This is a genomic window from Paenibacillus vini (assembly GCF_018403325.1).
In the GTDB taxonomy this organism is placed as follows: Bacteria; Bacillota; Bacilli; order Paenibacillales; family Paenibacillaceae; genus Fontibacillus; species Fontibacillus vini.
Map to the genome: position 1 here is coordinate 448,435 of NZ_BOSL01000001.1, position 13,067 is coordinate 461,501.

The 13,067-nt window shown below is 51.2% G+C and carries 10 protein-coding genes; 7 read left to right on the plus strand and 3 right to left on the minus strand.

The window, feature by feature from the left end; translation table 11 throughout:
* Positions 1-111 precede the first annotated feature (111 nt).
* The 6 genes from KJS57_RS02085 to KJS57_RS02110 all read left to right on the plus strand — a co-directional run bounded on the left by KJS57_RS02085 (position 112) and on the right by KJS57_RS02110 (position 8,654).
* Positions 112-1,818 carry a type 2 periplasmic-binding domain-containing protein gene (locus tag KJS57_RS02085; RefSeq protein WP_213653586.1) on the plus strand — a complete coding sequence of 569 codons (1,707 nt, stop codon included), beginning with the start codon at positions 112-114 and terminating at the stop codon, positions 1,816-1,818.
* 77 nt (positions 1,819-1,895) lie between these two features.
* The gene (locus KJS57_RS02090) at positions 1,896-2,855 is read left to right on the plus strand and encodes an ABC transporter permease (protein WP_211023079.1); all 960 of its coding nucleotides are present in this window, start codon (positions 1,896-1,898) and stop codon (positions 2,853-2,855) included.
* A 2-nt stretch (positions 2,856-2,857) separates the two neighbouring features.
* A complete protein-coding gene (locus KJS57_RS02095) occupies positions 2,858-3,805 on the plus strand; it encodes a carbohydrate ABC transporter permease (protein ID WP_211023078.1) in 948 nt (315 codons plus the stop codon).
* Positions 3,805-5,370, plus strand: coding sequence for a glycoside hydrolase family 43 protein (locus KJS57_RS02100; RefSeq protein WP_213653587.1), 1,566 nt, complete (start codon positions 3,805-3,807; stop codon positions 5,368-5,370). Before KJS57_RS02095 ends, KJS57_RS02100 begins: the two co-directional genes overlap by 1 nt.
* Before the next feature lies 1 nt (position 5,371).
* Positions 5,372-6,385 carry an endo-1,4-beta-xylanase gene (locus KJS57_RS02105; protein ID WP_213653588.1) on the plus strand — a complete coding sequence of 338 codons (1,014 nt, stop codon included), beginning with the start codon at positions 5,372-5,374 and terminating at the stop codon, positions 6,383-6,385.
* Positions 6,386-6,587: 202 nt separating this feature from the next.
* Positions 6,588-8,654, plus strand: a complete 2,067-nt coding sequence (locus KJS57_RS02110) for an alpha-glucuronidase family glycosyl hydrolase (protein ID WP_213653589.1) — start codon at positions 6,588-6,590, stop codon at positions 8,652-8,654.
* Between the two features lie 157 nt (positions 8,655-8,811).
* Here KJS57_RS02110 and KJS57_RS02115 read toward each other — a convergent pair whose 3' ends face one another.
* From KJS57_RS02115 to KJS57_RS02125, 3 genes are all read right to left on the minus strand, one after another.
* Positions 8,812-9,666 (minus strand): SDR family oxidoreductase, encoded by an 855-nt coding sequence (locus tag KJS57_RS02115; protein ID WP_213653590.1) that lies wholly within the window; start codon positions 9,664-9,666, stop codon positions 8,812-8,814.
* Positions 9,650-10,756, minus strand: a complete 1,107-nt coding sequence (gene uxuA / locus KJS57_RS02120) for a mannonate dehydratase (RefSeq protein ID WP_213653591.1) — start codon at positions 10,754-10,756, stop codon at positions 9,650-9,652. The genes KJS57_RS02115 and uxuA overlap by 17 nt, the downstream gene beginning before the upstream one ends.
* A gap of 66 nt (positions 10,757-10,822) precedes the next feature.
* Positions 10,823-11,509, minus strand: coding sequence for a GntR family transcriptional regulator (locus KJS57_RS02125; protein ID WP_244861347.1), 687 nt, complete (start codon positions 11,507-11,509; stop codon positions 10,823-10,825).
* Positions 11,510-11,609: 100 nt separating this feature from the next.
* Between KJS57_RS02125 and uxaC the strand changes: the two genes are divergently transcribed.
* Positions 11,610-13,025 (plus strand): glucuronate isomerase, encoded by a 1,416-nt coding sequence (gene uxaC / locus KJS57_RS02130; RefSeq protein WP_213653593.1) that lies wholly within the window; start codon positions 11,610-11,612, stop codon positions 13,023-13,025.
* Positions 13,026-13,067: the final 42 nt, after the last annotated feature.

Consider the following 13,067-nt stretch of genomic DNA (forward strand, 5'->3'; position numbering starts at 1 on the left):
ATGCTTTAATTGCGATATAGTTCCAGTTTGGCAGCGCTTTTACAATAAAGATAAGTTACATGAAAGGGCTTTCAAGTCTAGATGTAACAAATATATTCGGAGGTGCTTTACATGGGGGGCAAGTCCAAATCGATTTTCCGGCTTGGCGTAATCATGTTGTTATCGCTCAGTGTTATCCTGTCGGGATGCGGCGGCGGAAATAACAAAGTTGCAAATTCCGGAAAAGGCAATAACGGCAATAGCGGACAAGTAACCGGGGAGAATGCCGCAAATGGAGTGGAACCGTTTGAAATTTCTGTTTTCATTGGTCAGCCCGACCAGCAACCAACACCCGACAACAAGATCTACAAATTAATTAAAGAAAAGACAGGCGCATCTTTTAAATTCGAGTTCCTGGCAGGCGACATTGACCAAAAGCTTGGCGTTATGATCGCAGGCGGCGACTATCCGGACATGATGACAGCGAATCAAAAGCTAACGGCGGCAGGCGCGTTTATCCCGCTCGAAGATTTGATTGAAGAACATGCTCCGAACTTGAAGAAGCATTATGAGAAGTACTGGAACATGATGAAAGACCCTAACGACGGTCACATTTACAATCTTCCTAACTACGGTGCGACGAATGCAGACGTTAACTCTTCCTGGTATTCTGGTCCAGCCTTCTGGATTCAAAAGGACGTATTGGCAGAAGCAGGATATCCACAAGTTAAAACATTGGATCAATACTTTGACCTGATTAAAGAATACAAGGCAAAACATCCGGAAATCGACGGAACGCCGACGGTTGGCTTTGAAATTCTGAACTATGACTGGAAAAACTGGGGTCTGTTTAACCCGCCTCAGCATTTGATCGGTCATCCGAATGATGGCGGCGTAGTCGTTAAAGACGGAGTAGCAGAAATTTTCGCCGATAAGGACTTTGCAAAACAGTATTATCAAAAGTTGAACCAAATGAATGCCGAAGGCGTCATTGACAAAGAAACGTTCACTCAAAACTTTGACCAATATATGGCCAAACTCTCCAGCGGCGCAGTTCTGGGTATGTTTGACCAACACTGGAACTTCCAAAAAGCAGAAGACGTACTGATTACCCAAAAGAAAGATAATCGAACCTACGTCGGTCTTCCGCTTGTATTTGATGAAAGCATCAAGGATCATTACAAAGATCGTCCGGCTCTGAACCTGAATAACGGTTTCGGCATTACTGTCAACGCATCCGAAGAACAACAAATTAGAATCATCAAGCTGTTGGATACGTTGATTCAAGAAGATTGGCAAAAAATCTTGGCCTGGGGTATCGAAGGCGAAGATTACATTGTCAAAGACGGCCGCTTCATGAAAACGCAAGAACAACGCGATCAGTTTACCGATGCAACCTGGAAACTGGCGAATAAAGCCGATTCCTTCTTCGGTCAAGCTCCAAAAATGGAGGGTTTATTCTCGGACGGAAATGCTACCGACGGCGCTGCTCAGCCTGAGGAAATGCAGGCTGCTTTGAGAGATTATGATAAGGAATTCCTCTCCAAATACGGATACAGCACTTATGTTGACTTCTTCAGCCCGGCTCCTGAGAACGATATTGCCTACCCGGCATGGTCTGTTGATTTGGTAGACGGATCTGAGGCGAAAATCGCAAATACGAAGCTAAACGAGTTGCAAACGAAGTTCTTGCCAAAGGCAATCCTGGCAAAACCGGGAGAGTTCGAAAGCGTATGGGCTGACTATGTCAAAGAAATCGGCAAAGTCAACATCAAAGCCTACGAAGACCGTATTAATGAAGTGCTGCAATGGAGAAAGGACTCTTGGACAGTGAAATAAGGTTTTGAATTGGAAGGTGGGAGGCGGTCATAAGCCTTCCACTTTCCGAAATAATAGGTTTTGGGGAGAAAAAAACTATGGAGCAGACCTTGAAGAAAAATCGAGCCGATCGGACGCCGAAAAAAGATAAGAAAATCACCTGGTCCCTCATCAAGGATCAGAGCCAGCTGATTTATATGTCCGTGCCTCTGCTGGCGTACATCCTATTGTTCGCCTATTATCCAATCTGGGGCTGGACAATGGCTTTCCAGGACTACAAACCGGCTAAGGATTTTAGCGATCAGAAATGGGTAGGATTTAAGCATTTCGAGTTTCTATTTAAAGACGACAATTTCTTGCAGGTGTTGCGCAATACGTTGGCGATGAGTGTCATTAACCTGATTCTAGGGTTTACAACCGCTATTATATTGGCGTTACTGTTGAATGAAATTAAAAAAATATTTTGGAAAAGAACCGTACAAACGATTTCCTATCTTCCGCACTTTTTGTCCTGGATTATCGTTACCGGGATTGTGGCGACAAGCTTGGCTTCGGACGGGATCGTCAATGATGTTCTGATGAAGCTTCACCTGATTAGTGAGCCGATCCAATGGCTCAGTCATGGCAAATACTTCTGGGGAATCGTCGGGGTGTCGAATGTTTGGAAAGAAGTCGGCTGGAGTACGATTATATATTTGGCTGCGATGTCATCCATTGATCCGGCGCTTTATGAAGCCGCGGATATTGACGGTGCAAGCCGTTACCGGAAAATGTTCCATGTAACATTGCCGGGTATCAAGCCTACAATTATTATTCTGTTGATTATGCAGGTCGGCCATATTCTGGAGGCGGGTTTTGAAATTCAGTACTTGCTTGGCAACGGTCTCGTTGTCGACTGGTCGCAAACGATTGATATATTCGTCCTGAAATACGGGCTCGCTCAAGGCAACTATTCCTTAGCAACTGCTGCCGGTATATTTAAAACGGTCGTTAGTGTGACGTTGCTCCTGATTGCAAACGGAGTCTCCAAACGACTAGGGGAAGAGAGGCTATTATAGTTATGGCAAACCAAACCATCAGCCCTGGACCGGCATCAACTGCCGCAGTGTCTAGACCTATCGGAAGAAGCAGACTTGAACCAATTCTTTTTAATACGTTTAATACCTTGTTTATGATTGGTCTTGTTATTGTTACACTATATCCTTTCCTGAATACGATCGTCGTTTCCTTGAACGCAGGGAACGATACGATCCGCGGTGGCATCTACCTCTGGCCGAGAGAATTTACTTGGCAGAACTACAAGGCGGTATTCGCTTCGGGAACGATCTATAACGCATTCTGGATTTCCGTGGCGAGAACGGTGCTTTCGACGCTGCTCAATCTGGGTCTGACGACCATGCTGGCTTATACACTGAGCCGGAAGGAGTATGTGTTCCGCAAGCCGATTACCCTGGTTTTTATCCTGACAATGTACTTTAACGCCGGTCTGATTCCGGGGTACTTCCTGATGAAAGACTTGCATTTGCTTAATACCTTCTGGGTATACGTTATTCCATCGATGATCAGCGCATTTAATATGATCGTCATCCGGACCTATATCGGAACGATTCCGGAAAGCTTGGTTGAATCGGCGAGAATCGACGGGGCCGGAGATTTTAAAATCTTCATCCGGATTATCTTCCCGCTTTGTAAACCGGTGTTGGCTACCATTGCGTTGTTCGTAGCTGTAGGTGCCTGGAACTCCTGGTTTGATGCATTCATTTACACTTCATCTCATCAAGAGCTGAGTACGCTGCAATATGAATTGATGAAGCTGTTATCATCCAGTATGAACTCGAACAGTAATCCGTCAGTTGCTAACGGCATCGGAGTGAAAACCGACATGGTTACGCCAATTTCGATCCGTGCCGCGGTAACCGTCGTAGCCTCTGTGCCAATCCTTTTGGTATATCCGTTCATGCAGAAATACTTTGTAGTCGGACTTAACGTAGGGAGCGTAAAAGAATAATGACTAAACCATCGATAACCTATTCCAACCCGGTACTTCCGGGATTCTACCCCGACCCGAGCATCGCTCGGGCCGGGGATGATTATTATTTGATATGCAGTTCCTTTGAATACTTCCCAGGAGTGCCGATCTTTCACAGCAGGGATTTGATTCATTGGGAGCAAATCGGGCATGTGCTGGATCGGCCCAGCCAGTTAAATGTAGCGGACCGAAAAAGCTCGGACGGTATTTATGCGCCGACTCTAAGATATCATGACGGCACTTTCTATATGATTACCACGGATGTGCGGGGGATCGGCAACTTTTATGTAACGGCTACGAATCCGGCGGGTCCTTGGTCGGATCCGATCCTTGTTCCGTATGGCGGCATTGATCCGTCCCTGTTCTTTGACGATGATGGCAAAGTGTATGTAACTGCTCAGCAAGGCGCGGACTATGACTCGCATGCGATTCAGTATGAGATCGACATTGCTACAGGTAAGGCTTTGTCCGAGCCGGTCGTCATATGGAGAGGCGATGGCGGGCCGTGGACGGAAGGGCCCCATTTGTACAAAATAGGCGGGAAGTATTACATCATGACCGCCTCCGGAGGCACCGCGAAGGAGCATCGGGAGATTATAGGCCGGGGCTCCAGCCCTTATGGGCCGTTCGAATTGTATGAACATCCGATTTTGACACACCGCGGCATTGAACATCCGATTCAATATTTGGGACACGCCGATCTGGTGGAGGACGGCAATGGAGACTGGTGGGCCGTATTCCTTGGAGTGCGTCTCGTCGATTCGGGCTATAGCGTGCTTGGAAGAGAAACTTTCCTCGCGCCGGTGATCTGGAATGAAGAGGATTGGCCGATGATCGATAACAATGAGGGCACCGTGAACCTTGAAATGCGGGTAACGCGGCTGCCGGGGGGTTCGTCGACAAAGGCGCGGACGACGGCGTTTTCGGAAGGCAGCGACGATTTTGATAAAAGCGGGTTATCGCATAGTTGGACGTTCCTTCGCAATCCTGCAGAGGGAAGCTGGTCCTTGGAGGAGCGGCCAGGTTGGCTTACTTTGCGCGGACAGTCCGCAGGGCTGAGTGATGTCGGCCAGGTGGCTTTTGTCGGCAGAAGACAGCAGCATGTACAAGCGGAATGGAGCACCTATCTTGATTATGGTTCGATCATGGACGGGGAAGAGGCCGGAATTTGCGCCAGAAGAGATGAGGATGCCCACTACGAGATCTTCATGAAGCAGGAGGCCGGACTGAGAACGATCGGTGTCAGGCTGACGGTGAGGGGCGAATGGTTGATGGCGGCCGAAGTGCCGACGGATTCCGACGGAGTGTATCTAAAAATTCGTTCCGATGTCACCGAGTATTCGATGTACTATTCGTTGGACGGACAGGAATGGATTAAACTTAGCGGCGGGCCAGCCCGAGCCTTGTCACCGGAAGACTTTGTAAACAAAATGTGTTTTACCGGTATTGTCATCGGCCTTTACGCCAGCGGGAACGGAAAGACCGCTTCAGGCAAGGCTCATTTTGACTGGTTTGTAACCCGGCAGACAAGAGGAGGTAATTGAAGTGAGTTCAACCGAATCGACGGTTCCTGCTCTTAAGGATTTGTTTGCAAATGATTTCCGGATCGGTGCGGCGGTCAATCCGCACACGATCCGGACGCAGGAGAATTTATTGGCACGTCACTATAACAGTATTACTGCAGAGAACGAAATGAAGTTTGTCAGCGTACATCCGGAGGAAGGAACCTATACCTTCGATGAAGCCGATGATCTCGCCGCCTTTGCCCGCAAGCACGGTATGGCCTTGCGCGGCCATACCCTGGTTTGGCATAACCAAACCGGCGACTGGCTGTTCAAGGATAGCCAGGGCGGACCTGCGAGTAAAACCTTGCTTCTGGAACGGCTCCGCTCCCATATCCAAACCGTGGTCGGTCGCTACAAGCAGGATATTTATGCGTGGGATGTGGTGAATGAAGTGATCGCCGATGAAGGCGACGCTTTGCTCCGCCCGTCGAAATGGCTCGATATTGCCGGTCCTGACTTTATCGCCAAAGCGTTCGAATACGCTCATGAGGCAGACCCCAATGCGCTGTTGTTTTATAACGATTACAACGAATCTCATCCGCACAAACGCGACAAGATCTATACTTTGGTCAAGTCGCTTCTCGAACAGGGAGTTCCCATTCACGGGATCGGTTTACAGGCCCACTGGAACCTGTTCGATCCTTCTCTGGATGACATCCGGGCGGCTATTGAGAAGTATGCCTCCTTGGGATTGCAATTGCAGCTGACGGAGCTGGATATGTCGGTATTTGAGTTCGAGGACAAACGGACCGATCTCCGGGTGCCTGCCCCGGGTATGCTGGAACGCCAGGCCGAACGGTATGAAGCTGTATTCCGGCTGTTGAAGGAATACCGCGAGGTGATCAGCGCGGTTACTTTCTGGGGAGCCGCCGATGATTATACGTGGCTGGATGATTTCCCGGTGCGCGGCCGGAAAAACTGGCCGTTCTTATTCGACGAACAACACCAGCCCAAACCCGCTTATGACCGTTTGGTCAACCTCACCGGGAACTGATTCCTAGAGATCTGAATAAGAGATCTGAATAGAAGATCTGATTAGGAAATCTGAATAGAGAATCTGAATAGAAGATCTGATCAGGAAATCAGAGCATGAGATCAGAGCAGGAGATCAATATAATACAGTACAAAGGAGCGCCCCCTAAAGGGGTGTTTCTTTCCATTTATATAAATAATTCATTTTGCAGGAGGAAAACAGCATGGGAGTGGGGAGTACATTGTATAGAACTTGGCTTCAGTATAACGAAGTCGGGGAGAATGGATTTCGCGGCATGTACAGAGAATTGCTTGGCCGGATCGTTGTGGCGGGGGAATCCTCTGGAGCTTTTGCCGCGGCGTTGCGCGAACTCGAACTAGGCGCCAAGTCCATGCTGGGAATAAATCCTGAATTTATGAATGCGGCTCCCTCCAGCGGTTCTTATTTACGGATCGGGATAAAGACGGGAGAAGCATCTAGCGGGGATCGGGCGGTCTCTGCCTGGGGTAAGGAAGATGAGGCTTTTTCGCTGAAAAGGTTCTCGACAGACGATAGTATTCGGCTTGAGCTGACCGGAGGCTCCTCTTCAGGCGTGCTCTACGGTGTATTCTTTTTGCTCCGGGCCATCGCCCTTGGGATGAATCCGCAAGAGCTTGCGGCAGAGGAAACTCCGGTCAACCGGCTGCGGATGATCAACCAATGGGATAATGCCGATGGATCAATTGAGCGCGGCTATGCGGGCAACTCGATCTTCTATGAAGGCGGGGAAATCGTCCAAGATACATCTCGTATCCGCGATTATGCCCGGATGCTCGCTTCGGTGGGAATCAACGCGATTTCTATTAATAACGTGAATGTGCATGAAATAGAAACCCGGTTCATAACCGAAGAGGGGCTGCCTGAAGTAGCCCGCGTAGCGGACGTGTTCCGGGAATACGGCATTGCGCTGTTTCTCAGCATCAACTTTGCGGCACCGCTTGTAATCGGAGGTGTCGGCACCGCTGATCCGCTGGATGCAGAAGTCCGGCAGTGGTGGGCAGAAACGGCAAATCGGATCTACCGGCATATTCCCGATTTTGGCGGATTTGTCGTCAAGGCCGATTCCGAGCACCGGCCGGGACCGTTTGCTTACGGCCGCGATCATGCCGATGGAGCGAATATGCTGGCTGAAGCGTTGGAGCCGCACGGAGGGCTCGTCATCTGGCGCTGTTTCGTCTATAACTGTATGCAGGACTGGCGGGACCGGTCCACGGACCGGGCGCGTGCTGCATATGACCACTTTAAGCCGCTTGACGGAAAGTTCCGCGACAATGTGCTGCTCCAAATCAAGAACGGCCCGATGGATTTTCAGGTGCGGGAGCCGGTATCTCCGCTGTTTGGGGCTATGACCCGAACCAATCAAGTGCTCGAATTTCAGGTTACTCAGGAGTACACCGGGCAGCAGCGGCATTTGTGTTACCTGGTTCCGCAATGGAAGCAGGTGTTGGATTTTGATACGCACGCGGTAACTAGCGGCGGAGAAGTGAAAAATATCGTGGAAGGCTCGCTGTTCGGCATGAAGATCAGCGGGGTGGCGGCGGTGTCCAACATCGGGAACGATGAGTGCTGGACCGGGCATCCGCTTGCCCAAGCCAATCTATACGGATATGGACGCTTAATCTGGAATCCCGACCTCTCCGCCGAGGAGATTGCGGAGGAGTGGGCGAGGCTGACCTTTGGCAATCAACCGGTTGTCATCGATAAAGTACTGCATATGCTGATGGCCTCCTGGTCAATTTATGAAAGCTATACGTCCCCTCTGGGCGTGGGTTGGATGGTCGTACCTCATTACCATTACGGTCCGGATGTAGACGGCTACGAGTACTCGCGGTGGGGGACCTACCATTTCGCTGACCGCGATGGTATCGGCGTCGACCGCACCGTAGCTTCGGGTACGGGATATACCGCTCAATACTTTAGCCCGAATCGGGAGATGTACGATTCGCTGGAGAATTGTCCAGATGAACTGCTGTTGTTTTTCCACCACGTGCCCTACAGCCATCGCCTACACTCCGGCAGCACGGTTATTCAGCATATCTATGATACGCATTTTGCCGGAGCTGAAGCGGCGGAAGGATTGGGAATGGTCTGGTCTGTCTTGAAAGACCGGGTCGATGCCGAGCGTTTTGAAGCGGTCGAGGCAAGACTGGCGGAGCAGGCTGAACACGCCAAGCATTGGCGGGACGTGATTAATACGTACTTCTACCGCAAGTCCGGGGTACCGGATGAGCAGGGGAGACAAATTTATTAATTTTGTCTTTCCTAGGCGCACAAAAACGAAAAATGTCCACCTAAAAGGAGGACAAAGGGATATATAAATCAAAGTCCCTCCTGAGGAGGACGATGTAAAAGGCAGCACCCGGAGATGCATTTCCGGGTGCTGCTTTTTTATTTTCCTATTGCAATAGTTATACGCCGGAGTATGCCATGAAGCCGCCGTCCACCGGGATGACGGTGCCGGTAACGAAGCCGGAAGTGTCGGCGTCGACCAGCCAGAGCAGCGTACCGAGCAGATCTTCGGGAACCCCGAAGCGGCGCATCGGTGTGTGGCTGATGATTTTGCGGGAGCGCTCGGTGAGCGACCCGTCTTCATTCGTCAACAGGCTGCGGTTCTGTTCCGTCAGGAAAAAGCCGGGGGCCATGGCGTTGATGCGAATGCCGGACTCGGCCAGATGTACGGCCAGCCATTGGGTAAAGTTATTGATCGCCGCTTTGGCCGCGCTATAGGCGGGTACCTTGGTCATGGGGGACGGTGCGCTCATCGAAGAAATGTTAAGCACGGTCGCTCCGGGCCGCCCTATCATTTCTTTGGTGAACACCTGCGTCGGAATCAGGGTTCCGACGAAATTAAGGTCCATGACGTTACGTACTCCCGTCAGGCTGAGATCAAAGAAGGTCGTCACACCCGGGTCAACCAGGTCGCTGCTCTTGAACGTTTCGTTGGTCGTGTTGGCGCTGGGTTGATTGCCTCCCGCACCATTGATCAAAACATCGCATGGACCGAGCTGCCCACGCACCCGGCGCTCCGCTTCCTGGACGCTAGCGGCATCCGTCACATCGCAGGCAATTGTAATCGCCAAGCCGCCGTTCATGCGGATTTCTTCCGCAACCTGTTCGCCCCGCTCCAGCGTGCGGTTCAGGATCGCCACCTTCATTCCTTGGCGGGCCAGCTCCAGAGCCATCGCCCGGCACAGCACGCCTGCGCCTCCGGTGATGACCGCCGTTTTTCCATCCAATGAACTGTGTTTAGGCAGTGGGCACATGATCATGCTCCTCCTTTAACGAAGACCCCGTGCTTTGTGAGGAAAAGGCGTCCCACAGACCCCATAAGTACATGATGCCAAGCGCGCGGTCATACAGGCCGTAGCCGGGACGGCAAACCTCTCCCCATAGGTGGCGGCCATGATCGGGACGGCAATAGCCTTTGAAATCGCTATCATAATAAGCTTTGACGATGCTGCTAATATCGACCGTGCCGTCCGATGTCCGGTGGGAGGTTTCGATGAAATCTCCGTTCTCATAAACGCGGACGTTCCGGATATGCGTGAAAGGAATCCGTCCTTGGAATTCGCGGATCATAGATACGATGTCATTGTCCGGACTTACGCCGAGAGATCCGGTGCACAGCGTGATGCCGTTGGAAGGACTGTCATGCAGGGACAGAAATCTTCGGAAATTGGCCTGATTCGTCATAATCCGAGGCAGCCCGAAAATCGGCCACGGCGGATCATCCGGGTGGATGGCCATTAAAATTCCGTTTTGTTCGGCTACAGGGATGACGGCATCCAAGAAGTACTTCAGGTTCTCCCAGAGATCTTCTTCCGATACCTGGCGATAAGCTTCAAACAGCGAGGTCAAATGCTCCAGCCGTTCCGGTTCCCAACCCGGCATCGTCAGGGCGCTGTTCTGATTGATCAGACGTACGAGTTCCAAGGGATCGACGCCACGAATTTTAGCCTGCTCGAAAAAGAGGGCGGTTGAGCCATCCTCCATCTCTTTGTGCAGATCCGTCCGAACCCAGTCAAACACGGGCATAAAGTTGTAGCAAATGACTTTTACGCCGGCCTTGGCCAGCTTTTCAATCGTCCGGATGTAGTTGCCGATATAGAGGTCGCGGGAAGGCAGACCCAACTTAATGTCCTCATGTACATTTACGCTCTCCACTACTTCAGTATGTAGACCGTATTGATCTCCCAACCGCCGGATCTCCATAATGCGCTCCATCGGCCACTCTTCTCCCGCCGGAATATCATGAAGCGCCCAAACGATACCTTCCACGCCGGGAATTTGTTTGATCTGATCCAGCGAAACCGTATCATTGCCCTCGCCGAACCAGCGAAATACCATACGCATGATTCCACCGCCTTATGAATGTATGAATGAATATGTGAATGACAATATGTGTCGGGAAAATTGGAGTTACTGCACGGTAACGAAAAAGTCCGGGAATTTCTCTTTGAGCACGCTCAGATTCGCGATGCTTAAAGTCAGATGCTCGCGCATCACGCTGTCGGCCCGGCTTTCATCCCGCAGACGCACCGCTTCGAACATTTGCCGATGCTGATCATATAAATGCTCCCAATGCGGGTCAGTCTTCAGCCAGAGGATCCGGCTGCGGTTTAAATGAGCGTTCATTTGCTGAATCACCGACCAAGTGCCGAGCTTGCGGCAGCCCTCGAACAGAATGCGGTGAAACTCCTCGTCCAGCTCAAACATGGACCGGCCATCATGCAAGCGAAGAGATTCCTGCTGCAATTCCAGATTGCGTTCCAAAGCGGTCAATTGTTCCTCCGGAAAGCTCTGGCAGGCAAGCTTGATCACGGCGCGCTCCAACTGCTCCCGCATAAATCGCGCCTCCTCGACCAAGTCGGGGTCGATTAACGAAACCTTTGTACCCCGCTGAGGCAGGACCAGAAGCAGTCCTTCCTGGGCCAGGCGCACGAAGCTTTCGCGAACCGGGGTCCGGCTGACTTGGAAGGCTATCGACATTTCCTTTTCCGATAAGGTCGTTCCCGGTGGCAATTCAAGGCTGACGATCTGCTGTTTTAATTGCGCGTAAACATTGTTTCCCGCAGAGCCTGCCGGGGCATGCAACAATTCCTTCAAACGATCACCTCCTATTTTGTTCCATACTACCATACTTGTATGGTAGTATGGAACTGAAAAGTTGAATATATTTTTACTGTACCAGGGAGGGTGTTGGGGAATGCAGCCGTGGGATTTGGAAAATTTACTGTTGAACGGAGTAAGCGCCAAACGCTTATACCATGACTTTGCAGCGGGGATGCCGATTTACGATTATCACAATCATTTAAATGCGGATGATATTGCCGCCAACCGGCGCTTTCGCAATCTGACCGAGCTTTGGCTGGAAGGCGATCATTACAAATGGCGCGCCATGCGCTGGCTGGGTATAGAGGAGTCCTTGATTACCGGGGAGAGCGACGATCTGGCCAAATTCAAAGCCTGGGCCGGCGCTGTGCCGAGGCTGGCGGGCAATCCGCTCTATCACTGGAGCCATTTGGAGCTGCAGCGCCATTTTGGCATCAAGGAGCGCCTCAGCGGAGACAATGCGGAAGAAGTGTGGCACCGTTGCAATGAACAGCTTGCCGATCCTTCCCTTCATGCCGCCGGCATTTTGCGGCGGTTCGATGTTCGCGTAGCCTGTACGACCGATGATCCGGCGGATGGGCTGGAGGCGCATCAGAAGCTACGCCGAACAGGCGATAGCTTTACTACCGTAGCGCCTACATTCCGGCCGGATCGGGCGCTGGACATTCAGGCTATGGATTTCGCGCAATACATAAAGGAACTGGAGCGGCGGGCGGGGCTCCGGATCGAAGATTATGACGACCTAATTCAAGCGCTAGGTCTTCGGATGGATGAGTTCCACCATAACGGATGCCGGTTAGCGGATCACGGCTTCGGAGATTTTCCGTATGAAGCCGCCACGGAGCGGGAAGTCCGGACGATTTTTGCTAAAGTACTTCAAGGAGAGGCCATAACAGCTCTGGAAGAACGGAAGTACCGCACCTTAACTTTGCTGCGTCTGGGTGAAATGTATAATGCGCGCGGGTGGGCCATGCAGCTGCATATCGGTGCCATACGCAATAACAACGACCGGATGACCGGGCGTCTTGGCAAGAACAGCGGCTTCGACTCGATTCTCGATTATCATCTGGGCGCGGCCTTAAATGCTTTTTTGAATGAATTGGACAAAATGAACCGTCTTCCTAAAACGATCGTCTACAGTTTGTATCCTTACCATTACGAGCTTATCGCCACAACGATCGGAAATTTTCAAACCGGGGAAATCGCCGGGAAGCTCCAGTTGGGCGCGGCATGGTGGTTTCACGATCAGAAAGAGGGCATGCTTCAGCAGCTCAAGGCGCTATCCTCGACCGGGGTGCTCAGTACCTTTGTCGGCATGCTGACCGATTCGCGCAGCTTCATGTCGTTTCCACGTCATGAGTATTTCCGCCGGGTCCTTTGCCGGCTGCTGGGTGAATGGATCGACGAGGGGGAGCTGCCCGCCGATTACGATTACATCGGGGAAATGGTCCAAGACATCTGCTTCCACAATGCACAGCGCTATTTCGGCATCCCGGTGAACGAAGCTTGATTTGGGTAAAAATCGGCGCGATCTGCACATGGAATGCAGCGG

Coding starts and splice junctions, on each gene's coding strand:
- uxuA (WP_213653591.1), bottom strand. CDS start 10,756: ATGCGTATGGTATTTCGCTGGTTCGGCGAGGGCAATGATACGGTTTCG.
- KJS57_RS02085 (WP_213653586.1), top strand. CDS start 112: ATGGGGGGCAAGTCCAAATCGATTTTCCGGCTTGGCGTAATCATGTTG.
- KJS57_RS02095 (WP_211023078.1), top strand. CDS start 2,858: ATGGCAAACCAAACCATCAGCCCTGGACCGGCATCAACTGCCGCAGTG.
- KJS57_RS02110 (WP_213653589.1), top strand. CDS start 6,588: ATGGGAGTGGGGAGTACATTGTATAGAACTTGGCTTCAGTATAACGAA.
- uxaC (WP_213653593.1), top strand. CDS start 11,610: ATGCAGCCGTGGGATTTGGAAAATTTACTGTTGAACGGAGTAAGCGCC.
- KJS57_RS02100 (WP_213653587.1), top strand. CDS start 3,805: ATGACTAAACCATCGATAACCTATTCCAACCCGGTACTTCCGGGATTC.
- KJS57_RS02090 (WP_211023079.1), top strand. CDS start 1,896: ATGGAGCAGACCTTGAAGAAAAATCGAGCCGATCGGACGCCGAAAAAA.
- KJS57_RS02115 (WP_213653590.1), bottom strand. CDS start 9,666: ATGTGCCCACTGCCTAAACACAGTTCATTGGATGGAAAAACGGCGGTC.